Source organism: Polaromonas sp., from assembly GCF_030680935.1.
Lineage (GTDB): Bacteria > Pseudomonadota > Gammaproteobacteria > Burkholderiales > Burkholderiaceae_C > Polaromonas.
Genome location: NZ_JAUXUP010000011.1, coordinates 63771 through 90546 on the forward strand (window position 1 = coordinate 63771; position 26776 = coordinate 90546).

A 26776-nucleotide genomic window follows, 5' to 3' on the forward strand; every position below is an offset into this window, starting at 1 on the left:
AATCGCCAGAACCAGGAGATTTTCATGAACGCACCCACCCCTGCCGCCAGCCTGATGTCCGGCGACGACTTTCGCGAGTCACTGCGGCGCTACAAACCCCGGGTCTTCCTAGACGGCCGGCAAGTAGCCAGCGTGGCTGACGAACGCGGCTTCGGCCCCGGAATCAATGCCATCGCCCTGACCTACGACTACGCACTGAATCCCCAGTACGCGCCCATCATGACGGCGGTGCAACACACCAGCGGAAAAACCGTCAACCGCCTGAGCCACATCAACACCAGCAGCGGCGATTTGCTCAACAAACTGGAAGCCGTGCGACTGGTTTGCCAGGAAACAGGTTGCGCCCAGCGCTACCTGACGCACGATGCGCTCAACGCGATTGGACAGGTCTCGGCGCGCATCGACGACGCGCGCGGGACGACAGAAAACACCGCGCGTTTTCTCAATTACCTGCACCGCGTGCAAGACCAGGACTTGACCCTGGGCATAGCGATGACCGATGCCAAAGGTGACCGCAGCAAACGCCCCCACGAGCAGGCCAACGTGGACAGCTACCTGCACATCGTGGAGCGCAATGCAAAAGGCATCGTAATCAGCGGCACCAAGGCCATCGTGACCGGCGCACCGTATGTGCACGAGTTGCTGGTCATGCCGTGTCGCAATATGGGCAAGGAAGACGCCGACTTCGCCGTCTGCTGCGCCGTACCGGTCGACGCACCGGGTATCACCATCGTGGCCCGGCCCGCCGGGCGCCCCGGTGAAAAAGTCGAGCATGGTGCAGCCCTGTTCAGCCGCAAATACGGCCAGAGCACAGGTGTGGTGATGTTCGACAAAGTGCTGGTGCCCTGGGACAGCGTGTTCTACGCCGGCGAATGGGAGCACAGCGGCCACCTCACCTACAGCTATGCCACGCACCACCGGCACACCTGCATAGGCGCACGCGCCGGATTTGGCGACCTGCTGATAGGCGCCGGTGCACTGATGTGCGAGGCCAATGGTTTTGACCCCGGCAAAGAGAGCCATTTGCGTGAGCAGATGGTCGAACTCATCACCATCACTGAAAGCTTCTTCGCCTGTGGCGTGGCCGCCAGCGTGTATGGCAAGCCAGATGCACACAGCAAGACTTTCATGCCGGACCCGGTGTTTTCCAACATTGGCAAGCTGCTGCTGGCGACCAAAATTTATGACATGCACCGGATTGCGCACTACGTCAGCGGCGGCCTCATCGTCACCCTGCCCGGCCCGGACGAAGACCACAACCCCGAGACCGGCGCCAAGCTGTCGGAAGTGCTGCGCGCCAACCCGGACGTGCCTTACGAGCAACGCATCGAGACCGCGCGTTTTATCGAAGACCTGACGGCTGGCTACCAGGGCGGCTGGTACAGCGTGATCAGCCTGCACGGCGGCGGATCACCGGCCGCGATGAAGCAGGAGATTTACCGCAACTACCCGGTGGGCTCCAAGGTGGAACTGGTCGAGCGCATTCTGGAGCGCGGAGTGGCACATGACCCTGACCGCGCCATCACCAAAAACCGCCAGCCTGGCAAATGCTGCGACACCGGTTGCACCACGCCGGGCCAGCCGGTGATGGTGGACCTGCCTTCGGTCGAGGCCACGTTGCCGTCACGCCGCCAGCCCTGAAGCGCTATTATTTCAGGAGCTGCTGGCGCATACCTGTAAAGGGCTAGCGGCCTTTTTTACCAGGAATGGGGGGCCTGCGCGCTTGCAGGATGTCAGCGGGCCACCACCTTTTCGCCCGCTTTTGCGTCTTTCAGGATGGCGTCCACATCGGCGCCGTAGCTCGCTTTGGCCTTGGTGTACACGCTGGCCATCGCCTGACGGAATGCAGCGATATCGGGCCTGACCACTTTGGCGCCGGCTGCACGCATGGCTTCCAGGTTTTTCTCATCTGCCTCCCTGACAAGCTGGCGCGACAAAGTAGCAGCCTCCCGCGCGGCGCGCTCGAACTGCTCGCGTTCTGCGGGCAGCAGTCGCTTCCAGGTGCGCTCAGCCATGACAAACGGCAGCGGGCTGTAAACATGCTGGGTCAGTACGATGTTGGGCGCGACTTCGTGGAAACGCAGCGCCCGTATGGTGTCAATCGGGTTCTCCTGCCCGTCCACCCGCCCCTGCTGGATGGCGCTGTAGACCTCGGTCACGGGGATCACGACAGGTTCGTAGCCGATGGATTCCATGATCCACTTGATCATTTCGTTCGGGAAGACACGCATTTTTTTACCTTTCGCGTCTTCCGGCCGGTTCAGTGCAGACCGGGTGGTGAAGCTGCGAAAGCCGGCCTCCCAGGTCGCCAGGTGGTGCACGCCCTTGGCGGGCATTTTGTCGAACTGGGCGCGCAACCATGGCGACTCATCGTAAAACCGCCAGCCCTGCTCATAACTTTCGACCAGGTAGGGTAAAGCGGTCAGATTCAGCTCGGGAACCAACCCTGCAAAGCTGCCGGTGGCGCTGGCGGTGAAGTCCAGTCGCCCTTCGGCCAGTGCCTTGATGCTTTGCGGATCGTTGCCCAGCTGACCTGAATGAAAAACAAGCACACGGTATTTGCCGCGCGTGTATTCCGCCACCTTCTTTGCGAAAAGCTCGGACGCGAGATGCCGCGCGCCGGAAGGTGTGTCCGTGTGGTTGAGTTTGAGCACAAACGGCAACTCGGGGTCTTGCGCCCAGACCTGCGCGCTGGCGCTGATCAGCAAAGCGATGGCGATTTTCAGAAAGGTGTTCATGATGCGTCTCCCGCTTACTGTCGAATACGACCGTCGGTGCCAATCAGCGACAGGTCGACATAACGCGAGCCTTCATGCTGCCCCGGCGCAAAGTCAACCACAAAGCCGCCCATGTTGAAACGGCGCATGCTTTCAAGCCCGCGCGCAAGCCCTGTGCGTGAAGCGTCCTTGCCGGCGCGGCGCAGCCCCTCGGCCACCACCCGCGCGGCGATATACCCCTCCAGCGAGGCAAAATTTCCGCGTGCTGCGTCTATGCCCAGCGCTTTCACGCGGTTTTGAAACTCCCTCGCAATCGGCACTGTGGCCTTGTAGGGATTGGGCACACTTTGGGCCACGGCAACACCGCCGGCAGCGGCGCCCAACTGGCTGACCAGCTGTTCGGCGTCCACCGTGGATGTGGCAAAAATAAAGGATGGACTGTTTTTGGCGCGCAGTCCTTTGATGATCGCTGCCGCCACCGGCGTATTGGCCACCAGCAATACCGCCTGGGGCTCGGCCTGCGCGATCAGGGCCACTGCGCTGTCCACCTTCAGGCTGTTTTTGGGTTGCACCGCCACCGCAGCCGGCTTCAGTGCGCGCTTGGCCAGCATTTCCTGAACGTCCGCCCAGGCCTCCCTGCCAAAACCATCGTCCTCGTAAACGACCGCAATACGGGTTGAACCCATGGTCCGGATCTGATCCAGAATGCGCTGGACTTCATCGCGATAGCTGGCGCGCACATGAAACAGGTTGGCGTTCTTTCTGAGCGCCGCCACGCCAGAACGCACGCCCACCACCGGTAGCCCGGCATTGGCCAGCAAGCCTTTTTCGACCACCGCATCAATGTTCTCGGCACCCCACATGCCAATCAGGGCGATGGGATCGTCCTGCTCCAGCAACTGACCAACGTGCTGCGCGGTGTCTGCGCTTCGGTAACCGTCGTCGCGCGAGATCAGCCGGAGCCGGTTGCCGCCAATGCCACCGGCCGCGTTGACTTCGTCGAAGGCGATCATTGCACCCAGGTTGAAGTCGCGCCCAGAAACCGCCAGCGGCCCGCCAAAAGGGGCAACCTGTGCGACCACAATTTCCCTGGCGAAAAGCGGGTTGCCCGCCAGCGCCAGCAGCGCTGCGCCACAAAGTTTCCAGTGTTTCATTGAAGTCTCCTAGAGTTCTACAAGTCTCCCCTTCACCAACACCCATCAAAGCTCTGCGGCCCTTTCACGCCGGTGCGTCACCCGCCGCCGGTTCCGCCCTCTTCACGGCCATGCTTTTGTCAGTGCGTTGACCACCTTGGCCTTGACCCAGGGTTGGGTCTTCAGGTTGAACTGCTGAAAGTGCTCAGACGCAAGATGCGCGTCAAACGCTGCCCTTGAGTCGTAGATTTCGTACAGAAAAATCTCGTTAGCGCTGCGGATGGCGGTGCACACATCAAACTGGCGGCAACCTGGCTCGCGCTCCAGCGATATACGGGCGTTGTTGACCATCTCCGCCATAAAGTCGGCACGGTGTGCCGAATGCACGGTGAACAAAACGGTGATCACGTACATGGTCAACCCCAGGCCGCAATCAGGCGCGGCAGCCAGGCCGTCAGCTCCGGCACATAGGTGATGAGAATGACCACGCTGAAAGTGGCGGCCATCATGATCCAAAGATGACGCGTGATTTCGCCAATGCTGGCTTTGGCCAGCCGGGCCGCGACAAACAGCGTACCCCCCACCGGCGGCGTGTACAGCGCAATCGCCAGATTGGCAGTCATGATCACTCCCATGTGCACCAGGTCGATCTTGAACGCCATGGCCAGCGGCAGAAACAGCGGCGCGGCCATCAGCAGCGCTGGCAGCGGCTCGATGAAGATGCCCAGCAGCACCAGCGCCACATTGAGCATCAGCAGAAACACCCACTTCACATGCGCCACCGACGACACCCAGTTGGCCATTTGCTGCGCCACCTGCTCGGCAGTGATCAGCCATGCCAATGCACCCGTGGCGCCAATGACCAGCATCACCGTGGCGCTGGTCATGAAGGCCTTGAGCAACAAGCCGGGAATATCGCGGTACTTCAGGTCCTTGTACAAAAACATCGAGACCAGCAGGCCGTACACCACCGCGACCGCAGCGGCCTCTGTCGGGGTGAAATAGCCCGACCAGATACCGCCCACGATGAACACCGGCATCAGCAGCGCCGGGCCGGCATTCACACCGGCTTTCCATATCTCGCGCAGAGAGGCCGGCTTGCCGCCTTTGTCCACGCCGGTGGACCAGCCGTGCCACATACACACGGCAATCAGTGCCAGGCCTGACAACACAGCAGGAACCAGCCCGGCCATCGACAAGGTGCGCATGGACACCCCGGAGACAAAGGCGTACACAAGAAACGGGATAGACAGAGGCATCAGCAATGCCAGCGTGCCGGCCACCGCGACCAGCGCAGCCGAAAACCCGCGCGAATAACCACGCGCCAGCATGGCCGGAATGACCAGCGAGCCTATCGCTGCGGTGTCGGCAATCGCTGAGCCCGAAACCCCGCCAAACAGCAGGCAGGACATCACGGTCACCACGCCCAGACCACCCGGCAGCCAGCCAAACAAGACATTGGCAAATTCAACAATGCGCTTGCCCACGCCACCCTGCGCCAGCAACTCGCCGGTAAACACAAACAGCGGCACAGCGATCAGGATGAAGGGCTCTACCCCGCCTATGAAGGACAGAAACACGCTCTCCAACGGGTACTGCATGCCATAGGCCATGACAATGCCTGCGGTGGTTGCCAGCAAGGCAAACATCAGGGGAATGCCGGCCAGAGCAAGAATAAAAAAGACTGAAAAAATAACCAGGGCAAGCATCGAAGGTCCTGTAGCGGTTCGTGGGGTGAATGGAAGGCGTACGTGCTCAGTCCTGCGGGTAACGCGCCTCGCGCGGCACCCCGCGCCAGGTCTGCACCAGGTCCCAGGCCACAAAAACCATCATCAGGGCAGCACCCAGGGGCAAGGGCATGTACTGCCAGGCCATGGGCCATTCAAGCGTGGTCAACACGTTGGTCCAGCCGCCAGCGACAATCCGCCACCCGTAGAAAAACAGCACGGCCAGAACGACGAGGCAAAACAACTGGATCGCGGCGTCGGCCCTGCGCCGCCCGGCCACGTCCAGCTTGTCGAGAAATTCGCCAATGGCCATGTGGGTGCCGCGCTGGGCCGCTGCTGCTCCGCCCAGAAAGGTGACCCACACCATCAGCAACTCGCCCAGCTCGGTCATCCAGGCCAGGTCTTTGGCAAATGCATGCAACACCACATTGGCAAAAACCAGCACGATCAGCCCGGTGCCTATGCCAATCACCATCCAGTCCACCAACCGGCCCAGCCAGAGCAAGGGACCAGGCAGCGGGGCCGGTGTGACGCCCTCCGCTGCTTCATTGATGGAAGGGTTGCCTGTGTGCATGCTCATCGCGCTGCCTTTTTTTACTGTTATTACTTGACGGCTTTGCGCACAGCGGCGGCATCGCTGAGCACCAGATCCACATCCGCGCCATATTTCTCGCGTGCTTTGGCATACACCGGTTCCACCGATTTACGGAAAGCCTCGGTGTCAGGTTTGCGGTTGATCTTGGCGCCCTTGGAGGCCATGTCGGCCAGCAGCTTCTCGTCGTTGTCGCGAATCATGTTGCGCTGGAATGGCGCCACCTCCTGGGCGGCCCGCGTGACGGCCTGCTGATCAGCAGGTGACAGCCTGGCCCAGGTTTTTTCTGAAATGGCCAGCGGAATCGGGCTGTAGACGTGATTCGTCAGCGTGACGTTGGGTGCTACTTCATAGAACTTGTTCGACGCGATCGTGTCGATCGGGTTTTCCTGGCCGGCCACGGCGCCTTGCTGAATCGCCAGATAGACCTCAGGCAGCGGCATGATCTGGATGCCAAAGCCCATGGCTTCCAGTTGCCAGCGCATCATTTCGTTGGGAAAAGTCCGCAGCTTCTTGCCTTTGGCATCGGCCGGCGAGTTCAGCGGGTCTTTGGTGGTCATGTTGCGAAAGCCAGCCTCCCACGTCGCCAGAAAGCGGAAACCCTTGGCCGGCGCCTTGTCAAACTGGGCCTTGAGCCATTTCGACTCGTCGTAGAACTTCCAGCCTTGGGCATAACTGTCGATGATGAAAGGCATCATGGTCAGATTCAGGGTAGGCAAAAATGTGGCGTATGAGCCGGTTGCCGACACCGTAAAGTCAATACCGCCCAACGCGAGCTGCTCGATGTTTTTTGGGTCATTGCCTAGCTGGCCGCAGCAGAACACCTGCACCTTGTAGCGGCCCTGGGTGTACTCCTCGACCTTCTTTGCGAAGACCTGCGCCGCAGCCTGGCGCGCGCCCTGCTGCTGGTCCGTGTGGCTGAATTTGAGGATGGTCTGGGCACTTGCGCTCGTGGCGAGGGCGACGCCGGCCAGCGCCAACGAGAATCGGATCAAGGCCTTGGATGTTTTCATACTGTCTCCTTTTTTTGCTTACTGACAAGATTGCCGATGCCGGGCGCAGTGCCCTTGCCGGCCGTGGGGTTCAGGGGCTCAAAACCCTCAAGGGTGATGCGCTGTCCACTGCGGTCCGAGGCATATACCGCCTCCTGGATCAGCAGATTTTTCAAATAGGCGCGGGCCGTGTTTTCAGGCTCGCGCCCAGCAGCCAGGCATTGCAGGACATGCGCCTGAAGAAACCCGCAGGCGCCGCCGCCAAAACTCAGGGCGGAACCACTGTCATACAGATGTGGCACTTCTTCGCCGTGGTGCGGCTTCCACCAGAGATTTGCGTTGCCGTCCAGCCGCAACACCCCTCTGGCGCCTTCAAGCCACATCTCACCCATGGTGCGGCGCGGGTTGTCGGCCACATGGTCGTTCAGCCGGTTGCCGTCAAACAGGCCTGCGGCCCCGCTGGAAAAATCGAAAGTGATCAACCCGGCGTCCTCGCCCTCAATGGCCGGGTTCAGGCGCCTCAGGCGCGCATAGACGGCTTGCACCTCACCCATCAGATAGCGGAAGGTGTCGATCAAATGGATCGCGGTTTCGACCACCAGCAAACGCGGCATGGTCTGAAAATACGGCTGTCGGTTCAGGTAGGCGTTTGGCCCCTGCCCGTCACCGGGACGCAGGCGAAAGCTGACGTTGTGCAGCGCGCCCAGGTGCCCGGCATCCACCAGCCGCCGCGCTTCGCGAAACCAGGGCATGAAGCGGAAATTTTCATGCACGATCAGGGGCACACCCGCCAGCGCGGCCCTGTCCGTCAACTGGACAGCTTGCGCGTAGCCGGTGCCAAAGGGTTTCTGGCAGATAACCGGCAATTTCTGACTTAGCACAATGCCCAGCACCTCGGCATGGCTGGCGGGTGGTGTGACCACGTCCACCAGATCGGGCCGCGTGGCTTCCAGCATGTGGGCCACCTCGGTGAACACCCGGGCAATGCCAAAGCGCCGCGCAAGTTCCTGCGCGCGCGCCGGGTCTGCGTCACACAGACCCACCAGTTCCACGCCAGGCAACTGTCGCCAGCCCTCCAGGTGGAACTGGCTGAAGAAACCCGCGCCCACCACCGCCACCCGCTGGGGTGTTGTGAGGCCGGAAGCACGCAGTGCAGTCATGTCAGCGGACCTGTCGCAGCGCATTCATCACGGCCTGCGTGATATCCGCCGTGCCATTGACACCACCGAACTCCATGGGGCGCACGGCACCGCTGGCAAACACCTGCTGTACCGCCGCATCCATCAGCGCCGCGCCGTCGGACAGGCGGGTATCGCCGTGGCGGTCGCCCAGCCAGTCCAGCATCATGGCGGCCGACAAAATCATGGCGGTCGGGTTGGCCTTGCCCTGCCCTGCGATGTCCGGTGCCGTACCGTGGGCAGGTTGAAACAGGGCATGCCGGTCGCCGATGTCTGCCGAAGGCGCCATGCCCATGCCACCCACCAGTGCCGCAATCAGGTCAGACAGGATGTCGCCAAACATGTTTTCGGTGACCATCACGTCATACGCCCAGGGCTTCATGACGAGGTTCAGGGCCATCGCGTCCACGTAGGCACTGTCAGAGGCGACGCCCGGATGGCGTGCCGCTGATTCCTCAAAAATCCGGCGCCAGAAAGCCATGGACGCAAACACATTGGCCTTGTCCACATTGGTCACGCGTGCCGGACGCCCTTTGAGCAGCGCACGCCGTTCAGCCAGCTTGAAGGCAAATTCGCAGATGCGGGCAGTGCCGGTGCGTGTGATTTTCATGGTGTCGTACACCTCGTCGTCACCACGCACATCACCCCGGCCCCGGGCGTAAAAAAGCCCTTCAGTGCTTTCACGCACCAGCACAAAATCGATCTCGCTGGCTTTCGGGCTGGCCAATGGGGTGGGCAGGCCCTTGAAGGTGCGTATCGGCCGGACACCGGCGTACAGGTCGAAGTGAAAACGCAAGTCCAGCTGGGGAATGATCTCGGTGCCATCAGCGCCGCGCACATGCGGCAGCCCCATGGCGCCAAACAGGATGGCGTCCGCCTGCTCACAGACTTTCAGGGTGTCAGCGGGCAACGCCACCCCACTGTCCACATAGTGCTGGGCACCGGCCTGCTGGTAGTCCAGCCGGAAGCTGACGCCGACACGCTCAGCCACCTGGCCGAGAACCTGCTCAGCCGCCTGCATGACTTCCTTGCCAATGCCGTCACCAGGCAATACGGCGATGTGATACGAGGGTTTCATGCGAAATATGTATGGAGTTAAAAATTGGAAATTGGAAAAAAGCCGCGGTTCTTATGGGCAGCATCTACATCTGCTGCAGGCGGAATCGCTCAAAAATGACCAGCAATTCGCGGCTGGCGCGTTGTCTGTGCTCGCGGTTGACCGCCGCTGCGCCGGCAGCATCGCCCGCACGCAGCCGGTCTACCAGCGCCATGTGTTCCTTGGTGGAGTTGACGGGTGTGGGCCGCAGCCGCAGACTGAACATGCGGGCACGGTGTGCGCGATCCCAGTAGCTGAACACCGCATCGGCCAGCATCTTGTTGCCGGCCATGGTGACCAGCTGCTCATGAAAACTTTCATCCGCCGCCGCCCAGGCGTCCAGATCACCCTTGACCAGCGCTTTTTCCATCGCTTTGGTGGCCACCAGCAGCGGCTTGAGTTCGGCGTCACCTGGCTTGCGGGCGGCCAACATCTCAGCGGCCATGCTTTCCAGCGCTGTCAGGATTTCGTAGATCTCCTTCATGTCGGTGGGCGACACCGGCAACACCCGCATGCCGCGCCGCGGGATCACCTCGACCAGTCCTTCGTTGGCCAGGCGGATCAGCGATTCGCGCACAGGGGTACGGCTCATGCCCAGTTGCAGGGCGATTTCCTGTTCCAGCGCCTGGTAACCGGGGGCCCAGACGTTGTCCAGAATGCGGCGACGCATGTCCTGGTAGGCCAGATCGACCATGGAGGCACCGTCTGAAGGCATTGAAGCTTGTGTTTTCATTTGAAGGTCCGGGGGCTTAGAAATTCCAGTGAAACGGAGGGTGGCCTGCGACCGGCATGGGCAGCGTGGCCAGCTTGTCGCCCAACAGGCAACCGAGGTAGGCTGTTTTCAGATCCGGGCCACCAAATGCCAGGCTGGATATGTTTTTCAGGCAACGGCTTTTTGCGCCGTCCAGATGCGGACGCCCCATCTCGTCGGCCTGGTAGGCCGCTTCCACCCAGGCCAGATGCTCTGCGTCGGCGTCTTCCAGCCAGAGCGTTTGCGCCCCATCGGGCGCCACACGGATGAGCCGATTGCTCACGATGCTGACCACCCAGGCATGGCCGTTGGTATCAAAAGCCAGGCCATCAGGAAACACGCCGGCATCAAACCGGGTCACCACCTCTTTGGCGCCGAGTGACGAGTCCGCGCGAATGGCAAACCGCGACAACTCGCGGGCGAAGGTTTCGTTGACATACAGCCACTGGCCGCTGGGGTCCACCGCACACTCGTTGGTGTAACCCAAGCCGTCGGCCACAATCCGCGCGCCCTGCTTGTCCACCAGCACCACAAAACCATCGTTGCAGCCTTTTCGGTAACCGAGAGCGCGGGGGGAAAGCCGGGTGCTGACGGTGATCCAGGTGCGGCCGGCCGCGTCTTGCACCACAAAGTTGCTGGGCGGCAGATCGCAGCCGTCTACCGCGCGCAGAAAGGGCTCAAGTCGGCCATCACGATAGAGCCGAAAGACGCCGCCCTTTTCTGCGCCCAGATGGGCCAGCAGAAATGATCCGTCTTCCAGCAAGGCAATGCCGTTGGGTTTGAGGGCTTCGCCGTCCACCGCCGGACCGGCGTACAGCCGCTGCGAGCCATCGGGCAGGATGTGGGACACACCACCGCGCCAGTCGGCGGTGTAGACGTCGCCACGCGCAGTCGCCAGCACACATTCGGGCCGGTTCAGATCGTGGCCGCACCAGGCCAGATCCTCCAACCGATCTGACGCACCTCTCTCGGTCAGAATTTGATGTATTTCTTTGTGCATGACTTAATGTATACGTTAATAGTCAAAAAAATGACTGGGGAATTCCCTGATGCAGCCTGGCCTTCAAGCAAACCACCCAACAGCTGTTCGAATCTTCGGATTGGCGCCGCGACCCGCGATTTTCAAGCAGTAATGCCGGACGGATAGAAGCGCGCTGGCGCTGCCAGTTCTTGCCAAGTGGAGGAAGGACTAGGGCCTGTTCACACTATTTATGCAAGTGCGAACGTGGTTAAAACAGCGCCAATCTAGGCGCGCGACGACGCTCAGCCTGGGCGGCTGGGCTAGGAGTGCAACGACGAGTGGTGCTGTTTTAACCACGTTCCCTCCGGGTTGCGGCCAAAAAGGCCATGCGCAGCGTTGCAAAGCCTTGCCGGGCTCCAGCCCGGCTGCATTTTGCGCCTCCCGCATGACCTTTTTGACTCGCAACGCATCTTGCATCAATAGTGTGAACAGGCCCTAGCGATCTCCAGCAGACCGCTGCACCGGCAGTTCGGCAAACTTCAGCAAACGCGTGGCCAGCAGCGTCTCGGCCAGAAAACACAGCAGCGCCAGAAGAAAACAGAACACACCCGACAAAAAACTCACCGTCGCAATTTTCAGCGCCGGCAGGTCGCTGGTCTCGCCCAGAAACAGCACCACAATGGTCAGCCCGATCAGAATCGCGCAAAAGGTCAACAGCGCCAAGCAGCCATTGACCAGCCAGCCCCGGTGCCGCAGCGCGCCCAGTTCGGCGTACATCCGCATCGCCTTGGCCTGCTCAACGTCACCGCTTTCAAGGCGGTTTTCCAGAAAACGTGCCCGATCGATGATGCGGGCCAGCCGGCCCGCCACGGCGGCGATCATGCCGGCAACGGCGGTCAGCAAAAACACCGGGGCCACTGCCAACTGAATCCCGTGGGTGACTGTGGCGAGGTCGGGGGCGAAGTTCATTCGGGGCTCCGTGGACGTCAATGGTCCTGATTTTGTCACGCCGCGCACCGGGCCTTCCTACGCAAGTGTCGCTACTGTCCGACAGGACGTCATCCCGGCGTGCCTCACACTGGTTCCAGTTGCGTCACAAGGCGCCACCCCTACTCCTGAAGGAACCCGCATGCTGCCCAACCGGGAAGGACAACACGTCCCCAACACCACTTTCAAGATCCGCCGCGACAACCATTGGGTGGACCTGACCAGTGCAGAGCTGTTCAATGGCAAAACGGTGGTGCTGTTTGCGTTGCCCGGTGCCTATACCCCCACCTGCTCCAGCAGTCACCTGCCGGGCTTCAATACGCTGGCCCCTGTTTTCAAGGCGCGTGGAGTTGACGAGGTGGTGTGCCTGTCGGTCAACGACGCTTTTGTAATGAACGAGTGGGCCGCCACACAAGAGGCCGACAACCTGACACTGATTCCGGACGGCAACGGCCAGTTCACCGAGGCCATGGGCATGCTGGTGGACAAAAGCGACCTGGGTTTTGGCAAACGTTCGTGGCGCTACTCCATGCTGGTGCGGGACGGCATGATCGAAAAAATGTTCATCGAACCCGAAAAAGAAGGCGATCCGTTTGAGGTGTCTGATGCAGAAACCATGCTTCGCCATGTTTCACCCGACACGCCGCCGCCCGAGCCGCTGACGATGTTCACCAAACCCGGGTGCCAGTTCTGCACACAGGCCAAAGCCTTGCTTCAGAACGCCGGTCTGCCGTATGAGGAAATCGTGCTGGGCCACGGCATCACCTCGCGCACGCTGCAGGCGGTTGCCGGCGCCGCCACCACGCCACAGGTTTTCTGTGGCGGCAAACGGATTGGTGGCTTTGAAGCACTGCAGACCTGGTTGGCTAGTGCAGTGGTGCACTGACAAACCCGGTGATAGCATTTGAATGATTCCAACCGAACCCGTTGAGGATTTATGAGCTCGTCCACCGTCTCCCACAAGGCCGCCATCTCCGCTGACGCCGACAACCTTGCAGCAGAAGCTGCGCGCTATGCCTTGCTGCGCCGCATTGCCCCGGCCATACGCCACCACATGGCCGGCACGCTGCAACCGATAGGCATGATTTCTGCCATTCTGGAGCGGCGCCTGCAGGCGCCCACCCCCGACATGGCGGTACTGCGCGACAGCTGCAAGTCCATCAGCGCGCTGTCACGCACGGCCGCTGGCGCCAGCATGAACCTGATCAGCTGGGTCGCACCCCGCGAAAACGGCATCGTGCTGCTGGAGGCCGGGGTGGAAGAATGTGTGGGCATGTTGTCCACCGATCTGGCTTTTCGCGGCTTCACCCTGGCCAATCGGGTCGCTGCAGCGGATGTGAATGTCTCGCAGGTCGCCTTGCGCACCGTCTTCACAGCCAGCCTGATTGCACTGACCGACGCAGCACCGGCGCCCGCCAGCGTGCTGGTCACCAGCGACTTGACGGGCGACACAGCCAGGGTGTGCATCAGCGTCGCAGCGCAAGAGGGAGCCAGCACCGCGCAGGACCCGCGCAGCTACCGCGACCTCGGGTGGGACGATGTACAGGCCCTGGCCAGCGCCGAGCAGGTCAGCATCTCCCACAGCGCAAACAAGGTCGAGCTGGGGTTTTTGGTGCTTGAAAATTCTGACCTGACGGTGTGACCGGCACACAATTTACTCTTTTTTTGATAGCTGCCTGCGCATATTCCAAAAGGGCTGGCGGCCTATTTCAATCATAAGTCTGGCACCAAGCCCCGCGCTGGCAGCCGGGGGCTGTCCGGCTTGCTTATGATCCACGTACCGTCACTCGCCCAGGCCGCATGGCCTGTCGGCAAGCTGCGCCACCCACCCTATACCCATGAAAAAAAGCGGCATCTTGCTCCATATCGCCGGCCTGTGGCTGCTGTCGGGCCTGGACGCCTCCGGCAAATGGCTGGTGCTGGCGGGTGTACCGGTGCTTATGGTCGCCTGGGCGCGTTATGCGGTGCACACCGCGCTGATGACGGCGGTGGTCTTGCCCACACGCGGCAAAGCCATCTTCCATACCAAATCCCTGTCAAGGCAGCTCATACGCGGCCTGCTGATGATTACCACCACCGTGCTGTTTTTCTCGGTGCTGGGCCGGCTGCCTCTGGCAGAGGCCACCGCCATCAACTTCATGGCGCCCTTGTTCTTGATGGCCATGGCGCCTTGGCTGCTGCACGAGCCACACCGCCTGCACCGCTGGCTGGGCGTATTGGCGGGGTTTGCCGGCATGCTGGTGGTGGTGCGGCCGGGCGCGCAACTGGACCCGGTGGGTGTGGTGCTGGGTCTGGCGACGGCGCTGGCTTTTGCCTTTTTCCAGATCGCAACGCGCCGCGTCGCGCATGATGATCCGCTGACCACCAATTATTACGGCGGCCTGTTTGGCACGATTGCGCTGACTTTGGCCCTGCCCTGGTTCTGGCAGACACCGCAGCTCAACACCTGGCAATGGCTGCTGCTGGCATCGACCGGAGTCACTGGTTTTCTGGGTCACTGGCTGCAGATTGCCGCTTTCAAAAAAAGCCCGGCCACCTTGCTGGCACCGTTCAGTTATCTGCAGATCGTGGCCGCCGCCACACTGGGCTGGCTGGTGTTTGGCCAGGCACCGGGTCAGACCACCGCGCTCGGTATCGGCCTGATTTGCCTGGCGGGCCTGGGCGTGGCCTTGACCGAGGCGCGCATGGCCTGGGTCCGGTCACGCGGACCGGGCGAAGTGCCCTGAGCCCCGCCGTTTACTCCTGAAACAGCGGCAGGTCGGCCTTTTTCAGCGTGCGCAGCACAAAGCTGGACTTGCTGTGGCGTATGCCCTTGATCTTGTAGAGACGCTCGCGCAGCAGACGTTCGTAGTCCTGTGTGCCGCTGACGGCAATACGCAGCAGGTAGTCGTAGTCGCCGGACACCAGATAGGCCTCGATCACCTCCGGAATTTTTGCCAGCGTTTCGCCAAACTTCTCCAGCGTGTTGTCGGAGTGGCTGTCCAGGGTGACCTGCACCAGCACCGTGTCGCTGAGGTCCAGCGCCGCCGGATTGATGCGCACGGTGTAGCCCTCGATCACGCCTGACTCTTCCATCTTTTTGATGCGGTTCCAGCATGGGGTGTGGCTCAGGCCCACCGCCTGCCCGATCTCCTGCAGGCTGGCCCGGGCATTGGCTTGCAGGACTTGAAGAATTTTCCGGTCAATTTTGTCCATTCGGTATTTTTTCCTTCATTTTCTTGAATTGCAGGAATTATTACTTAATCGAACCAATTTACCAAAAAAAAACAGAAGCACTTTCTTGCGCACCTGGCCGATACTTCTTCCTGGCAAACGGATTTACCGAGACGTGTTGCCAGGCAAACACACCAGCGGGTTACCGCCCGCTGGTGCGTCTGGATAGCCGGGATCAGGCAAATTTGCGCATCGCATCCAGCGCCAGACCGGTGCCAATGCTGCCAAACAGATCACCTTCCACGCGGCGCGCCTGCGGCAGCAAGGCCGCAATACGCTCGCGCAGCAACGGCACGCTGCTGGAGCCGCCGGTAAAAAACACGGTGTCCACTTCGCCAGCCAACAAACCGGCCTCACGCAGCAAGCCGGTGACGCTGAGCGCGACGCTGTCCACCAGGTGCGTGATTGCCCGGTCAAAATCGGCGCGCAACAGGACCAGTTGCTGGCCGGGGTCTATGCGGCCCAGGTCCATCTGCGTTTCAGTGCTGGCAGACAGCGCGATTTTGGCGATTTCCACCTGCATCGCCAGCCAGTGGCCGGCACGTTCGGTCACCAGGTTTTGCAGACGCAGCAGCTTGTCTTTTTCCCGGGCCTCGCGGTACAGCTCGGTGATCTGCACCCAGGCCTTTTTGGTGTACGCAAAGTTGATGGTGTGCCAGGTCGCCAGGTTGAAATACTGCGCTGAAGGCAGCTCCAGCCCGCTTTTGAGCCGACTGCCCAGACCCAGAAGCGGCATCACGCTGGCCAGACTCAGGTGTTTATCGAAGTCGGTGCCGCCTATGTGTACACCGCTGCTGGCCAGGATGTCGTCTTTGCGCTCTGCCCTGCCCGCGCGCTGGGGCGCCAGGCGCACCAGCGCAAAGTCCGAGGTGCCGCCGCCTATGTCCACCACCAGCACCAGTTCCTCCCGCGTGATCTGCGACTCGTAGGCAAAGGCCGCAGCGATCGGCTCGTACTGAAACGCAATCTCGCTCAGGCCGGCAGCACGTGCCACCCCGGCCAGCGTGTCTTCGGCCTGGCGGTCCGCGGCGGCATCACCATCGACAAAAAATACCGGCCGCCCTATCACCGCGCGGCTGAAAGTCTGCCCCGCCGCCTGCTCGGCCCGGTGCTTGAGCTCGCCGATGAACTGCGCCAGCAGCGTACGAAAAGGCAGCGCCCGCCCGGCCACCTCGGTCTGTTCGTTGATCAGCGGTGTACCCAGCAGGCTTTTGAGGGAACGCATCAAACGCCCCTCGTAACCCGCCAGATAGTCGGCCAGCGCGGCCCGGCCATAACTCACATGGGCGTCTTCGGCATGAAAAAACACAACCGAAGGCAGAGTCAGCTTGTCGCCCTCCAGCGCCAGCAGCGCCACCTGCCCGCTGCCGGCGATAGCGCAGCCTGCGGTGGAGTTGGAGGTCCCGAAATCAATGCCGCAGGCGGCGCCCGCAGACGGCAAGGCGCGCGCCATCAAGGCTTGAGAAAACCGCCGTCGGCCCATGCCGTGGCACTGGCCCGGCTCAGTTTGAAGCCTGGAGACACCCGCTGCGCGGCAAGCTGCACGCCCGATTCGTCCTGTGCGCTGAGCAGCGCATACGGGTTGTCTTCGTCGGGAACGATATCGAGCAATACCGTCACCCGGGCTCCGCGCGAATCGACTTCCAGGCTTTGGTGCAGCGCGGCATGTAACTGCTGCTCGTGGCGCCGCACAAACTCGCTCGCGGTCTTGACCAGCGTGGAAAAGGCGGCGCCATCAAGCGGCTTGGGATTTTTCTTATCGCGTCCCATGGTCCAGGGGCCTGTCAGTGCCGGCTCGGGCTCGCCGTCCTTGATCATGGCCACTGCCCAGCCGTCATCGTCTTCGTTTTTGAGAACGCGCGCGGTCCAGCCGTCACCGCACCACAGGCGGGGTTGCTGCACAGGTGTGTCTGGGTTGGAGCTGGAATCGCGGAAAGAAAACCCGGAAAGGTCAGAAGAGTCGGTCGCGGCGCGGGCGGGGTCATTCACGGGGGCTTGGTTCCAGTCAAAAATAGCGCGCTGCGGCGCGGTGCCTATCGATGGGTATTTTACCTTCCGCTCAGGAGCGCGATGCCCGCAAGAGGCCGCAGTTCTGCCTTGCAGAATTCATCCCTCAGGTAAACCTTGATGACAACCGCGTCGCCTCAGGCTACGCTGAACGCTTGCCTGATCGCCTGTTTATATTGGAGACTTTTTCATGACCAACCGCCGCGCGTTTATCGCCAGCACCACCGCCGTCGTCGCCGGAGCCGCCCTGCCTTTGCTGGCCCGGGCCCAAGCGTTTCCCTCGCGCCCGATCAAGTACATCTGCCCCTGGCCAGCCGGTGGCTCCACGGACGCGGTCATGCGTGCGCTGGCCGAAAGTGCAGGCAAGGCGCTGGGGCAGACCATCATCATCGAGAACAAACCCGGCGCCGGTGGCATGCTCGGTGCCATCGAGATGCTGAGCGCCAAACCCGACGGCTACACGTTGACGCAACTGCCGCACGGTGTTTTCCGCATTCCACACATGCAAAAGACAGCCTACGACCCGCTCACCGATTTCACCTGGATCGCCTGCCTGACCGGCTACACCTTTGGTCTGGTGGTGCCCGCCGATTCGCCGATCAAGACCCTCAAGGACCTGGTGGCCTTCGCCAAGGCCAACCCCGAAAAGTTCACCTACGGCTCCACCGGCACCGGCACCAGCCCGCATCTGGCGGTCGAGGAATTTGCACAGCGTGCCGGCATCAAGCTCACGCATGTGCCTTTCAAGGGCAATGCCGACAACATGCAGGCCATCCTCGGCGGCCATGTGATGGGCGCCAGCGACGCGACTGGCTGGGGCCCGCACGTGGAGTCGGGCAAGCTGCGCTTGCTGGCCACCTATGGCAGCAAACGCACCAAGCGCTGGCCCAACGTGGCGACGCTGGAAGAGCTGGGCTACAAAACCGTGTCAGATTCACCGTTCGGTGTGTGTGGCCCCAAGGGCATGGACCCGGCCATTGTGGCTACGCTGCACGAGGCTTTCAGAAAAACCCTGAACGACCCGGCGGTGCTGGCCACCTTTGACAAGTACGACCAGTCGGTGATCTACATGAACACCTCGCAGTACACACGTTTTGCCCGCGACACTTTCATCGCCGAGAAAGAAACGATAGAACGGCTGGGCATGTCTAAAAAGGGGTAAAGACCCTGCCGGTTTGATGTCAGGCCTATGGCGGGCTGCGCTATCCTTGAGGGATTCATTTCTTTGAGACTGCCATGCCCTTTCCCAAAAACTTCCGCCTGCTTGCCGTCGTGTTTCTGAGCACCAGCCTGCTGCTGGTCGCCTGCAAGGACGGCCCTTCTGCCGAGGCGCCCGCCAAACCCGCCGCGACCCAGGTATCCACCGCCCTGATTGCCGCAGAGGCCAAAGGTTTTGCCGTGGGCTCCGCCATGAGCGCACGCACGGTGTACGTTTTCTTTGACCCGCAGTGCCCCCACTGCAACGCGCTCTGGCTGGCTGCCAAGCCACTGAAATCGCAGGCCAAATTTGTCTGGATACCGGTGGGCCTGATGAACCCGTCCAGCACGGCCCAGGGCGCGACCCTGCTGGCAGCCAAAGACCCGGTCGCCGCCATGGACGAACATGAAGCATCCATGCAGGCCAGAACCGGTGGCATCAGCGCCGGCAGTGACATCGACTCGCACAAGGATTCGGTGGCCAAAAACACGGCGCTGCTGACACGCCTGGGCTTTTCATCCATCCCCACGATTGTGGGTACCCATGCGCAAAGCGGCGCGCTGGTGACGCAAGAGGGTGCCATGCCCACCGCAGCGCTGGCAGCGCTGCTGGGCCTGCAGGCGCCAACCCCCTGAAATTCAAGCCAAAAGAGACTCCAGCCCTTTTCAGACGTGCGCAGGCAGCTACTTTTTTGATAGCGCCTTGAAGACGCACTGGCAGCCTGACTTAAAACAGCACGCGGCTGCGGATGGTGCCCGGCACCTCGGCAAGTTTCGCCAGCGCCAGGTCGGAGTGCGCGGCGTCGATGTCGATCACCACATAACCGATGGCTTCGTTGGTTTGCAAAAACTGCGAGGCGATGTTGATCTGGCTGGCCGCAAATACACGGTTGATTTCTGCCAGCACACCCGGCACGTTGCGGTGAATGTGCAGCAGCCGGTGTTTGCCGGGATGCGCCGGCAAAGCCACCTCGGGAAAGTTGACCGACGAGGTGGAGGTGCCGTTGTCGCTGTACTTGACCAGTTTTTCTGCCACCTCGATACCGATATTGGCCTGCGCCTCCACGGTGGAGCCGCCCACGTGCGGTGTCAGGATCACGTTGTCGAGTCCGCGCAATGGCGACTCGAACACGTCCTTGTTGCTGCGCGGTTCGACCGGAAACACATCAATAGCCGCACCCAGCAAATGCCCTGCACGCAGTGCTTCGGCCAGCGGTTCAATCTCGACCACGGAGCCACGCGAGGCGTTGATCAGCACGCTGCCGGGTTTCATCGCGGCGATCTCGGCTGCGCCCATCATCCACTGCGTGGCCGCCGTTTCAGGCACGTGCAGGCTGACGACGTCGGACTGCGCCAGCAGATCGTGCAGCTTGCCAGCCTGACGCGCGTTGCCCAGCGGCAGCTTGGTGACCACGTCAAAAAACACCACCTGCATACCCAGCGCCTCGGCCAGCACCGACAGCTGCGTGCCAATGGAGCCGTATCCAATGATGCCCAGCGTTTTGCCACGAATCTCGAAAGCGTTGTCGGCCGACTTCAGCCAGCCGCCACGGTGCGCCACGGCGCTTTTCTCGGGCACGCCGCGCAGCAGCAAAATTGCTTCAGCCAGAACCAGCTCGGCGACCGAGCGGGTGTTGGAAAATGGCGCGTTGAACACCGCGATACCGCGTTCACGCGCCGCATTCAGGTCCACCTGGTTGGTGCCTATGCAAAAGCAACCCACCGCCGCCAGCTTGTGCGCATGGGCAAAAACATCGCCCGTCAGCTGGGTGCGTGAGCGGATGCCGACAAAATGCGCGTCGGCGATTTTGGCGTGGAGTTCTTCGCCCTCCAGCGCGCCGGTCAGGCTTTCGATCTGCGTGTAGCCAGCAGCGCGCAACACCTCCAGCGCAGACGGGTGAATACCTTCCAGCAGGAGAAACTTGATCTTGTTTTTGTCGGTAGAGGTTTTGAGCATGGGTGATGACAACGGTCTGTCCAATGGGGTGTTGCAGTGCACCATTATGAAGCGAAGCCTGCACGCCCATTCCACGTTTGGGCCTTTGCCCCCATCTGAAAGAGGTTGTCGCGGGCAGCGCCGTGCCGGCGCCGTGATACAAACTCCCCTCACCTTGAGAAGGAATACCTCTTGAAATTCAAAATGGCTGAAAAGTCACTCTTTGCCGTGTTGCTGCGCTCACCGTGGTGGATCAGCTTCGCCCTGGCAGGCGGATTTGCCCTGGCATCCAAGGCCTTGCTGCCGCCCGACTATGTGGTGTTTGGTGCCATTGGGGGCTTTCCCTTTGCAGTCATTGGGGTGATTGCCGCCTGGAGGCAGTTCAGCGCGCCCAGCACCGCCCATGTGGAGGCCACCCTGGCACAGATTGCCGCCATGCCCTGGCGTGATTTTTCAGCCGCCGTGGAGCAGGCTTTTGTGCGCGACGGTTACGAGGTGCAGCGGCTGAATACCGGCGGCGCCGATTTTTTGCTGCGCAAGGCCGGGCAGACAACGCTGCTGGCCTGCAAACGCTGGAAAGCCGCCCGACTGGGCATAGAGGCCTTAGAGGAGTTGCAGGCAGCGCGTCTGGCGCAGCAAGCCGACAGCGCACTGTGTATCACCATGGGCGAGCTCAGCGACAAGGCACGCCAGTTTGCGGCGCAGCAGCAGATACGGCTGATCGGAGCCACCGAGCTGGCGCAGCTTTTGCGCCCGGTACTGGCACAGCGCGCCAAGACCTGATGCTCGGGATTTGCTATTGTTTTGATAGCTGCTTGCGCTGGCGCTGACTGGGCCAAGTGCCCTTTTTGCTTCAGTTTTGAGCGCAGACGGGTTTCAGCGAAGGTTTTGTCGCAACAGAACCGGGTAGGCCCGGGCCATCCAGAGGTACATCAGCGCGCCAGCCAGCAGCGCGCCAGCGGCAATCTCCAGCGACAGCGTAAATCCTTCCACCAGCGTGCGGCTGCGTTGCAGCAACCAGGCCACCAGCGGCGGCCCCGCGATCTGGCCGATGCCGTACAGCGCGGTCAGCAGCCCCATGTAGCTGGCGGCTGCAGCAGGCCGCAGGCGCCGCACCTCCTGCATGGCAAAAAACGTGATGGCGGTAAAAGGCAGGCCCAGCAGCATGCTGCCGAGGGCAAAACCAGCCAGAGTCGGACTCAGCAGGCTGGCGCCTATGCCCAGCGCCTGAATGACATAAGCCCCCGCCAGCAAGTAACGCCTGTCACCGGCGACCGGGATACGCGTGGCCAGCAGCGCCCCACAGACCACGCCCACGCCAAAAAGCGGCCAGAAGAAATCGATCCAGCCCGAGCCCGGCATGGCCTGCCGCGCAATCACCGGCAAAAATGTGGCGGTGATGATGTAGCCAAAGCCCGCCAGCCCATAGGCCGAGGCCAACAAAAGCATTTGGGGACGCCCGGCTGGCGCCTCTTCGCGGACGGCCGGATTGGCCGAGGGGCCGCCTGCCACTGCACCCGCGCGGCTATCACGTTCACTGAACGTAGACCACACGATGCTTGTCAACAGCGCCGCCAGCACCCCGAAAATAAGCCAGCCGGCGGCAGCGGTCCATTGCAGCGCCACCATGCCGCTGGCCAGCAGCCCGCTGATGGCGATGCCCGCGCCCGGCCCGGCGTACATCACACCGCCCAGCGCCGGTGCGCCCAGCCGCGAAAGTTGGGCCAGACACCAGCCTGAGGTGTATACAAATACCAGCGCACTGGCCACACCTGCGGCAAAACGCAGCAGCGGCCAGGCCACAGGCAGTTGCAAGGCCATGCCCAGGGTCAACAAGGCGGTGGCAACCAGCCCGCCCCGCAGCCAGACCGTGGCCACCAGCGGCGGCAGAAAACCCAGGCGTTTCCAGATCCAGGGCTGAAAAGTGCACAGCAACGCACCGACCAGGTAACCGAAATAATTGGCGCTGGCCAGCCAGCTGGCGCTTGGGAGATCAACCACGCCGTCGCTGAGCATCATCGGCAGCAGCGGCGTGAAGGCAAAGCGGCCAATACCCATGGCGGTGGCCAGCGCCAACAGGCCGGCCATGGCGATGGCCCAGTGCCCCACTGCGGCGCGGCTCAAGGTTTGCTGCCCGGCGCCGCAGCGGATGCCGGAGCGGTTGCCGGGGATTGGGTCAGTGTGATGCGGCGGCGCAATTGCGCGGCAGCGGCGCCGTCACCACCCTTTTCTGCCAGCTGCAGTTGTACCCCCAGCCAAGCCAGCAGGGGGCGGCGCCAGCCCTGGCTGGACGCAGTGTCCACCGCCTGTTGCAACACGGCCGGGCTGGCCCGGCCAGCGCGGAACATGACCGCAGCAGCCACCAGCTGAGACAAGGGGTCGCTGATGCCCTTGAGCGCCGCCACGTCGCCGCCGGTAGCCGCCGCGCGTTGCTGCGCAGGCAGCAAGGCGACGTCCTGCGCCTGTAGCTGCCCGGCCAGGTAGTCGGCATAGGCACGCTCGGCGGCGGGCGCATCGGGCCGCAAGGCTTCGAAGCCCGCACAAGGCTCCAGCACCAGGCTGGCGACACGGCTGGCGCAACGCAGCAGCTCGGCGCGCGCCACCAGGTCGACCCGGCCGGTGCTGGACAGTTCGGTGCGCGCACGACCAAACTCCAGGGCCTCGACCCGTGAATTGCCCTCCAGGTAAGCGGCGACTGAACGTTCCATCGCGGTTTTGGCTTCGAGTTGCCAGTCTGGCACCTTGGGGCTGCTGCTGCAGGCGGAAAGCGCCAGTGCGACCAGCAGGGCTGGATACGGAATAGGGGTGAAGGGTGATCTCATGGCAGCTTGATCTCGGTGTCGCGGGCAAAGGGCCACTTGCGGTTGATCTCGTTGACCAGGCCATCCACCTTGCGCAGGCTGGACTCCACCTCGGCGCGCAGGGCACCCAGATCATCGGTAGCGGCCCTGGCGTTGGCTCCCACGGCCTGGGCCTCGACCAGCACGGCGTCAACTTTCTTCAGGCTGTTTCGCGCCTCGCCGAGCAAGGTGTTGAGCTGCACGACTGTTGCGCGGGTTTCGGGCATCACGCCCTTGGGCCCGAACACCTGGGTGTCGGTCTTGGCTGCGAGGCCGTCGAGTTTGATCAACAGGGCATTGGTGCGGTCCAATGTGGCAATGAGTTTTTTGGCTTCAGCATCGTTGCCCAGAAGCACACTGAGCGCGCCGCCAGGGCCGTTGAGCCTGGTGGTCAGTTTCTGGAAATTCGCCAGGCTGGCGCCAATCGCGCCCTCGCTGGCGGTCAGGTTGTTGAGGTTTTCGATCAGGTCTTTCGCCGCGGCAACCAGTTTGGGCACCTCGGCGCCAGCATCACCACGCAACACCTCTCGCACCGCGCCATCGGGCAACGGCGGATCCTTGAGCAGCCCGGTGTAGGCGCGGATGTTGGTGCTGCCCACCAGACCGCGCACCAGGGTAAAAACGCTGGAGGTGCGCAGCCAGTGTGCATCTTTGGTCGGCACATCCACAATGATGCGGGCCTTGCCGTCCTCGCCCAGTTCGATGCGTCGTACGCGGCCAATCGGAAAGCCGGAAAAAGTCAGGTCCATGCCCACCACCACACCTTCGGAGTCGTCGGACAGCAGCACCAGTTTCTGGGTGCTCTCAAATGCGCCGCGGGCATACAGCACATACAGTGCCGAACCCACCACCAGACAAGCCATGAAGGCCAGCAGCAGCACCGCCTTGAACTCCAGATTGGCGACTTCGGGCATGCGCAGCGATGCACCTGAGCCGGTCGGCGGGAGGGACTTCGGGGATTCGCTTGGGTCCGGGAGGTTTTCAGGCTTCGTCATTTTGCTCAGTAGTAGTTACCCATCAGCGATACCACCTCAATCACCAGGATGACCGCAAACATGCGTACCAGCATGCGCAGCTCGGCGCTGGCGCGAAAGCGCGCTTCTATCGGGTCATACAGCGCGGATGCCATGGGGATCAGCGACACTGCCAGGCTGAAAAACAGGGTTTTCAGAACAAATATCAGCGTCACATCGGGGTTGAAAACCTGACCAAACAACCGGGTGTAGACCGGCACGCCTGACAGCGTGAATCCATAACTGGCGAGGTAAGCCATGACCAGCGCCACTACGCAGCTCAGTGCGGCCAGCGTGACGGTCGAAAAAATGCCGGCCGTGACACGCGGCAATACCTCGCGCCGCACCGGGTCCTGGCCGCGCTGCTGCATCGACTCCAGCACCCCCTGCTGGCGCAGCAGCGACAGCTCGACCCCGCTGGCAATGGCGCAGCGCAGCGCGACAAACATGGCTGCGGTCAGTGGAATCAGCTCCAGCACCAGGACCCGAATCACCACCTGCAAGGCGTACTGTGAAAGCCCGTAGCTGAGCGCGGTGACAATCACGATGCGTGTGATCACCACCGTGACCAGCGCACACATGAGGGTGAAGCCCAGCAGATTGGGCGCAGTGTTGTGGTAGGTGTGCTGCGCCAGCACGCGGCGGTTGTCGCGGCCATAACTGGACGGCGACATGGCCAGCACCAGGATCATGGCGCCGAGATACACCAGGCGCCACCAGCCGATCAGCCAGTTCTGTGCCTTGTGGTTCATTTCTGCCAGCGCGGCACGCTGGCCCGACAAAAGAGTCATGGCCTCATGATAACTGTGAGCCGCGCGCCTCAGGCCAGCGGTCCGGCGTCCAGCGGCAGGGATCCGTTGGGGATGCCCTGCGATATCTGAAGCACCCGTGCGCCGTGCGCGATGCCTGCCTGGTCACCCTGCCACAACGCGCTGAGGTAGGCACGGTAGACCGGATGCCAGGCGCCGGTACCCTCCAGTGCGTCCGCGTTGCCTCCCACCGCGCACAGGCGCTCCAGATCGCCTGCCACCTCGGTGGCCAAGGTGCAGGCGGTGTTGATGACCTTGTCCGCATCGTCGTCATGCGGGCTCAGCGCTGACACGCCAAACAGCTCGAACACCCGGGCCAGCACGGCGCCGGCCTCGGCGTCAAAGACTTCCTGGCCGGAGACCGGGTCCGTCGTGCGCTCGGGAGGAAACGCGGCCTGCGCGGCAGCAGCCAGTAACTCGTCCCGGAACAATAGACTCATGCGGATTCTCCATGATGGAGGCCCGCACCCTGCAGGCCCTGCAGCAGTATCGCGCAGAAGCGGCGGGCGCTCAGGCTGCAAGCGACGAACAGTAGGCCAGAAAGTCTGCCATTTCGGTCGCCTTGTCGAACACTGCATCGGCCCGCAGCGCCATGCACTGGCGCCGCCGGTCTTCAGTCAATTCACCGCTGAGAACCACCACGCGCTGGCCCGGTCGCCGGGTGGTACACCAGTTCAGCGCGCCAACCCCGCTGCCTTGCCTGAGGTGAAGGTCAACGACGGCCAGATCCCAGGCGCCATCGTTGGACGACAGCCAGCTGGTGGCGGAAACCTCGTTGTCGGCGTAAAAAAGCACATCCACCCCCGGTATCTCGCGCAGGGCGTCCAGAATCAGCTGGCGCAGGGCCACATTGTCTTCAATGACACACACCCTGAGCGACGGGCGGGCAGTTCCGACGCGTTGGCGTAGCGCTGTGTTCATGCCGACCCAGGACCAGGCGCGGAGCGGCGGGTACTGGAGGGAGTGGCTTTTTTGACCACGCTGATCTCGCCGCTGCTCTCCATGAAAGCCGAGGCCACTTCGCTCAGATCACTCACACCCTGCTCACGCAGTCTGGCCTGCAATTCTTCCACGGTGATCAACTCCTGACGCATGTTTTTTCGCAGCATGCGGCCTTGAGTGACCAACAACAGTGGTGCCGGCTCCACGAATTTGCGCACTCGCGGGAAGTGGTAGCTGGCCCAGTCAAGGCCGAAGTTCCAGCCAGCTATGGTTGCAACAAGCAGGCAGCCTTCGGCGATAGATTCGTATGCGCCGGACATGGCGTTCTGTGAGGCGTCGGCAATCAGCACCAGCAGCAGCACGTCAGCGATGCCTATCGATCCGACGTCGCGGCGCAACCCAAAGCGGAACAACAGAAACAAGAACCAGTACATCACCGTCCCGCGAAGAACAATCTCCATCGGACTGACGTGAAACGAAAACAACGCGTCCAAATCCGGCAGGGTCATCAAAACTCCGGTAGGAAAGTCAAGGGATTCATCAACGCGAGTGGTCGGCTGGCGAAAAACCAGCCCGGATCATGTCGGATGAATAATTTGCCCACAAAAGCACCTGTTAAGCCCCTGTTGTTGGCAAACAGGCAGGGTAAGTCGCCAGCGATCAGCGGCGTGTAGGAAAGGGATGA

The 26776-nt window shown here is 61.9% G+C and carries 30 protein-coding genes; 8 read left to right on the top strand and 22 right to left on the bottom strand.

Translation table 11 applies throughout. The annotated features are described in order from the left end of the window. Positions 1–24 precede the first annotated feature (24 nt). Entirely contained in the window at positions 25–1641 is a 1617-nt protein-coding gene (locus tag Q8L50_RS03535) for a 4-hydroxyphenylacetate 3-hydroxylase family protein (protein ID WP_305347271.1), read from the top strand. Between the two features lie 92 nt (positions 1642–1733). Here the strand turns inward: Q8L50_RS03535 and Q8L50_RS03540 are convergent, their stop codons facing one another. From Q8L50_RS03540 to Q8L50_RS03590, 11 genes are all read right to left on the bottom strand, one after another. Then, positions 1734–2738 carry a TRAP transporter substrate-binding protein gene (locus tag Q8L50_RS03540; RefSeq protein WP_305347272.1) on the bottom strand — a complete coding sequence of 335 codons (1005 nt, stop codon included), beginning with the start codon at positions 2736–2738 and terminating at the stop codon, positions 1734–1736. A 14-nt stretch (positions 2739–2752) separates the two neighbouring features. After that, positions 2753–3871, bottom strand: coding sequence for an ABC transporter substrate-binding protein (locus Q8L50_RS03545; protein ID WP_305347273.1), 1119 nt, complete (start codon positions 3869–3871; stop codon positions 2753–2755). A gap of 102 nt (positions 3872–3973) precedes the next feature. Next, entirely contained in the window at positions 3974–4264 is a 291-nt protein-coding gene (locus Q8L50_RS03550; protein ID WP_305347274.1) for a putative quinol monooxygenase, read from the bottom strand. Between the two features lie 2 nt (positions 4265–4266). Beyond that, positions 4267–5559, bottom strand: a complete 1293-nt coding sequence (locus Q8L50_RS03555) for a TRAP transporter large permease (protein ID WP_305347275.1) — start codon at positions 5557–5559, stop codon at positions 4267–4269. A gap of 46 nt (positions 5560–5605) precedes the next feature. Further along, entirely contained in the window at positions 5606–6157 is a 552-nt protein-coding gene (locus tag Q8L50_RS03560) for a TRAP transporter small permease (RefSeq protein ID WP_305347276.1), read from the bottom strand. Positions 6158–6180: 23 nt separating this feature from the next. Continuing rightward, entirely contained in the window at positions 6181–7182 is a 1002-nt protein-coding gene (locus Q8L50_RS03565; protein WP_305347277.1) for a TRAP transporter substrate-binding protein, read from the bottom strand. Next, positions 7179–8321, bottom strand: coding sequence for a Gfo/Idh/MocA family protein (locus Q8L50_RS03570; RefSeq protein WP_305347278.1), 1143 nt, complete (start codon positions 8319–8321; stop codon positions 7179–7181). Before Q8L50_RS03570 ends, Q8L50_RS03565 begins: the two co-directional genes overlap by 4 nt. Before the next feature lies 1 nt (position 8322). After that, the gene (locus tag Q8L50_RS03575; protein ID WP_305347279.1) at positions 8323–9417 is read right to left on the bottom strand and encodes an isocitrate/isopropylmalate dehydrogenase family protein; all 1095 of its coding nucleotides are present in this window, start codon (positions 9415–9417) and stop codon (positions 8323–8325) included. A 64-nt stretch (positions 9418–9481) separates the two neighbouring features. After that, positions 9482–10168, bottom strand: a complete 687-nt coding sequence (locus Q8L50_RS03580) for a GntR family transcriptional regulator (RefSeq protein WP_305347280.1) — start codon at positions 10166–10168, stop codon at positions 9482–9484. Positions 10169–10184: 16 nt separating this feature from the next. Further along, positions 10185–11186, bottom strand: a complete 1002-nt coding sequence (locus tag Q8L50_RS03585) for an SMP-30/gluconolactonase/LRE family protein (protein WP_305347281.1) — start codon at positions 11184–11186, stop codon at positions 10185–10187. Between the two features lie 456 nt (positions 11187–11642). Beyond that, positions 11643–12116 carry a DUF2721 domain-containing protein gene (locus Q8L50_RS03590; RefSeq protein ID WP_305347282.1) on the bottom strand — a complete coding sequence of 158 codons (474 nt, stop codon included), beginning with the start codon at positions 12114–12116 and terminating at the stop codon, positions 11643–11645. Positions 12117–12276: 160 nt separating this feature from the next. Between Q8L50_RS03590 and Q8L50_RS03595 the strand changes: the two genes are divergently transcribed. The 3 genes from Q8L50_RS03595 (at position 12277) to Q8L50_RS03605 (ending at position 14860) form a co-directional block, all read left to right on the top strand. Beyond that, entirely contained in the window at positions 12277–13020 is a 744-nt protein-coding gene (locus tag Q8L50_RS03595; protein WP_305347283.1) for a glutathione peroxidase, read from the top strand. A gap of 51 nt (positions 13021–13071) precedes the next feature. Further along, positions 13072–13776: a hypothetical protein gene (locus Q8L50_RS03600; RefSeq protein WP_305347284.1), complete on the top strand. Its 705-nt coding sequence runs from the start codon at positions 13072–13074 to the stop codon at positions 13774–13776. A gap of 196 nt (positions 13777–13972) precedes the next feature. Beyond that, positions 13973–14860 carry a DMT family transporter gene (locus tag Q8L50_RS03605; RefSeq protein ID WP_305347285.1) on the top strand — a complete coding sequence of 296 codons (888 nt, stop codon included), beginning with the start codon at positions 13973–13975 and terminating at the stop codon, positions 14858–14860. 10 nt (positions 14861–14870) lie between these two features. Here the strand turns inward: Q8L50_RS03605 and Q8L50_RS03610 are convergent, their stop codons facing one another. From Q8L50_RS03610 to Q8L50_RS03620, 3 genes are all read right to left on the bottom strand, one after another. Continuing rightward, complete coding sequence (locus tag Q8L50_RS03610) at positions 14871–15329, bottom strand: Lrp/AsnC family transcriptional regulator (protein WP_305347286.1); 459 nt, start codon at positions 15327–15329, stop codon at positions 14871–14873. 193 nt (positions 15330–15522) lie between these two features. After that, positions 15523–16800, bottom strand: coding sequence for an Hsp70 family protein (locus Q8L50_RS03615; RefSeq protein ID WP_305347287.1), 1278 nt, complete (start codon positions 16798–16800; stop codon positions 15523–15525). After that, positions 16800–17336: a hypothetical protein gene (locus tag Q8L50_RS03620; RefSeq protein ID WP_370869743.1), complete on the bottom strand. Its 537-nt coding sequence runs from the start codon at positions 17334–17336 to the stop codon at positions 16800–16802. The genes Q8L50_RS03615 and Q8L50_RS03620 overlap by 1 nt, the downstream gene beginning before the upstream one ends. A 50-nt stretch (positions 17337–17386) precedes the next feature. On the opposite strand from Q8L50_RS03620, the gene Q8L50_RS03625 reads away from it, so the two are divergent. From Q8L50_RS03625 to Q8L50_RS03635, 3 genes are all read left to right on the top strand, one after another. Beyond that, complete coding sequence (locus Q8L50_RS03625) at positions 17387–17548, top strand: hypothetical protein (protein WP_305347288.1); 162 nt, start codon at positions 17387–17389, stop codon at positions 17546–17548. Further along, on the top strand, positions 17545–18516 hold the full coding sequence (locus Q8L50_RS03630; RefSeq protein ID WP_305347289.1) for a tripartite tricarboxylate transporter substrate binding protein: 972 nt from the start codon (positions 17545–17547) through the stop codon (positions 18514–18516). The genes Q8L50_RS03625 and Q8L50_RS03630 overlap by 4 nt, the downstream gene beginning before the upstream one ends. A gap of 74 nt (positions 18517–18590) precedes the next feature. Then, on the top strand, positions 18591–19187 hold the full coding sequence (locus tag Q8L50_RS03635; protein WP_305347290.1) for a thioredoxin fold domain-containing protein: 597 nt from the start codon (positions 18591–18593) through the stop codon (positions 19185–19187). 91 nt (positions 19188–19278) lie between these two features. Here Q8L50_RS03635 and serA read toward each other — a convergent pair whose 3' ends face one another. Then, positions 19279–20508, bottom strand: a complete 1230-nt coding sequence (gene serA, locus Q8L50_RS03640) for a phosphoglycerate dehydrogenase (protein ID WP_305347291.1) — start codon at positions 20506–20508, stop codon at positions 19279–19281. Between the two features lie 171 nt (positions 20509–20679). Here serA and Q8L50_RS03645 point away from each other — a divergent pair, with 171 nt between their 5' ends. After that, positions 20680–21270 (top strand): restriction endonuclease, encoded by a 591-nt coding sequence (locus Q8L50_RS03645; RefSeq protein WP_305347292.1) that lies wholly within the window; start codon positions 20680–20682, stop codon positions 21268–21270. A gap of 93 nt (positions 21271–21363) precedes the next feature. Here Q8L50_RS03645 and Q8L50_RS03650 read toward each other — a convergent pair whose 3' ends face one another. From Q8L50_RS03650 to Q8L50_RS03680, 7 genes are all read right to left on the bottom strand, one after another. Next, positions 21364–22575, bottom strand: coding sequence for a YbfB/YjiJ family MFS transporter (locus Q8L50_RS03650; RefSeq protein ID WP_305347318.1), 1212 nt, complete (start codon positions 22573–22575; stop codon positions 21364–21366). 32 nt (positions 22576–22607) lie between these two features. Beyond that, complete coding sequence (locus tag Q8L50_RS03655; RefSeq protein ID WP_305347293.1) at positions 22608–23309, bottom strand: hypothetical protein; 702 nt, start codon at positions 23307–23309, stop codon at positions 22608–22610. Beyond that, positions 23306–24322, bottom strand: a complete 1017-nt coding sequence (locus Q8L50_RS03660; protein ID WP_370869744.1) for an MlaD family protein — start codon at positions 24320–24322, stop codon at positions 23306–23308. The genes Q8L50_RS03655 and Q8L50_RS03660 overlap by 4 nt, the downstream gene beginning before the upstream one ends. A 5-nt stretch (positions 24323–24327) precedes the next feature. After that, positions 24328–25131 carry an ABC transporter permease gene (locus Q8L50_RS03665; RefSeq protein ID WP_305347295.1) on the bottom strand — a complete coding sequence of 268 codons (804 nt, stop codon included), beginning with the start codon at positions 25129–25131 and terminating at the stop codon, positions 24328–24330. A gap of 29 nt (positions 25132–25160) precedes the next feature. Next, positions 25161–25589, bottom strand: a complete 429-nt coding sequence (locus Q8L50_RS03670; RefSeq protein ID WP_305347296.1) for a hypothetical protein — start codon at positions 25587–25589, stop codon at positions 25161–25163. Between the two features lie 70 nt (positions 25590–25659). Beyond that, entirely contained in the window at positions 25660–26070 is a 411-nt protein-coding gene (locus tag Q8L50_RS03675) for a response regulator (protein ID WP_305347297.1), read from the bottom strand. After that, complete coding sequence (locus Q8L50_RS03680; protein ID WP_305347298.1) at positions 26067–26600, bottom strand: DUF421 domain-containing protein; 534 nt, start codon at positions 26598–26600, stop codon at positions 26067–26069. The genes Q8L50_RS03675 and Q8L50_RS03680 overlap by 4 nt, the downstream gene beginning before the upstream one ends. Positions 26601–26776: the final 176 nt, after the last annotated feature.

Bases quoted from the DNA above. Each gene is read 5' to 3' on its own strand.
- Q8L50_RS03605 (WP_305347285.1), top strand. From the start codon at position 13,973: ATGAAAAAAAGCGGCATCTTGCTCCATATCGCCGGCCTGTGGCTGCTG.
- Q8L50_RS03570 (WP_305347278.1), bottom strand. From the start codon at position 8,321: ATGACTGCACTGCGTGCTTCCGGCCTCACAACACCCCAGCGGGTGGCG.
- Q8L50_RS03630 (WP_305347289.1), top strand. From the start codon at position 17,545: ATGACCAACCGCCGCGCGTTTATCGCCAGCACCACCGCCGTCGTCGCC.
- Q8L50_RS03655 (WP_305347293.1), bottom strand. From the start codon at position 23,309: ATGAGATCACCCTTCACCCCTATTCCGTATCCAGCCCTGCTGGTCGCA.
- Q8L50_RS03535 (WP_305347271.1), top strand. From the start codon at position 25: ATGAACGCACCCACCCCTGCCGCCAGCCTGATGTCCGGCGACGACTTT.
- Q8L50_RS03600 (WP_305347284.1), top strand. From the start codon at position 13,072: ATGAGCTCGTCCACCGTCTCCCACAAGGCCGCCATCTCCGCTGACGCC.
- Q8L50_RS03555 (WP_305347275.1), bottom strand. From the start codon at position 5,559: ATGCTTGCCCTGGTTATTTTTTCAGTCTTTTTTATTCTTGCTCTGGCC.
- Q8L50_RS03680 (WP_305347298.1), bottom strand. From the start codon at position 26,600: ATGACCCTGCCGGATTTGGACGCGTTGTTTTCGTTTCACGTCAGTCCG.
- Q8L50_RS03675 (WP_305347297.1), bottom strand. From the start codon at position 26,070: ATGAACACAGCGCTACGCCAACGCGTCGGAACTGCCCGCCCGTCGCTC.
- Q8L50_RS03580 (WP_305347280.1), bottom strand. From the start codon at position 10,168: ATGAAAACACAAGCTTCAATGCCTTCAGACGGTGCCTCCATGGTCGAT.
- Q8L50_RS03595 (WP_305347283.1), top strand. From the start codon at position 12,277: ATGCTGCCCAACCGGGAAGGACAACACGTCCCCAACACCACTTTCAAG.
- Q8L50_RS03615 (WP_305347287.1), bottom strand. From the start codon at position 16,800: ATGGCGCGCGCCTTGCCGTCTGCGGGCGCCGCCTGCGGCATTGATTTC.
- Q8L50_RS03550 (WP_305347274.1), bottom strand. From the start codon at position 4,264: ATGTACGTGATCACCGTTTTGTTCACCGTGCATTCGGCACACCGTGCC.
- serA (WP_305347291.1), bottom strand. From the start codon at position 20,508: ATGCTCAAAACCTCTACCGACAAAAACAAGATCAAGTTTCTCCTGCTG.
- Q8L50_RS03575 (WP_305347279.1), bottom strand. From the start codon at position 9,417: ATGAAACCCTCGTATCACATCGCCGTATTGCCTGGTGACGGCATTGGC.
- Q8L50_RS03625 (WP_305347288.1), top strand. From the start codon at position 17,387: ATGGGTATTTTACCTTCCGCTCAGGAGCGCGATGCCCGCAAGAGGCCG.
- Q8L50_RS03585 (WP_305347281.1), bottom strand. From the start codon at position 11,186: ATGCACAAAGAAATACATCAAATTCTGACCGAGAGAGGTGCGTCAGAT.
- Q8L50_RS03540 (WP_305347272.1), bottom strand. From the start codon at position 2,738: ATGAACACCTTTCTGAAAATCGCCATCGCTTTGCTGATCAGCGCCAGC.
- Q8L50_RS03610 (WP_305347286.1), bottom strand. From the start codon at position 15,329: ATGGACAAAATTGACCGGAAAATTCTTCAAGTCCTGCAAGCCAATGCC.
- Q8L50_RS03650 (WP_305347318.1), bottom strand. From the start codon at position 22,575: ATGGCCGGCCTGTTGGCGCTGGCCACCGCCATGGGTATTGGCCGCTTT.
- Q8L50_RS03665 (WP_305347295.1), bottom strand. From the start codon at position 25,131: ATGACTCTTTTGTCGGGCCAGCGTGCCGCGCTGGCAGAAATGAACCAC.
- Q8L50_RS03545 (WP_305347273.1), bottom strand. From the start codon at position 3,871: ATGAAACACTGGAAACTTTGTGGCGCAGCGCTGCTGGCGCTGGCGGGC.
- Q8L50_RS03670 (WP_305347296.1), bottom strand. From the start codon at position 25,589: ATGAGTCTATTGTTCCGGGACGAGTTACTGGCTGCTGCCGCGCAGGCC.
- Q8L50_RS03660 (WP_370869744.1), bottom strand. From the start codon at position 24,322: ATGACGAAGCCTGAAAACCTCCCGGACCCAAGCGAATCCCCGAAGTCC.
- Q8L50_RS03635 (WP_305347290.1), top strand. From the start codon at position 18,591: ATGCCCTTTCCCAAAAACTTCCGCCTGCTTGCCGTCGTGTTTCTGAGC.
- Q8L50_RS03560 (WP_305347276.1), bottom strand. From the start codon at position 6,157: ATGAGCATGCACACAGGCAACCCTTCCATCAATGAAGCAGCGGAGGGC.
- Q8L50_RS03590 (WP_305347282.1), bottom strand. From the start codon at position 12,116: ATGAACTTCGCCCCCGACCTCGCCACAGTCACCCACGGGATTCAGTTG.
- Q8L50_RS03565 (WP_305347277.1), bottom strand. From the start codon at position 7,182: ATGAAAACATCCAAGGCCTTGATCCGATTCTCGTTGGCGCTGGCCGGC.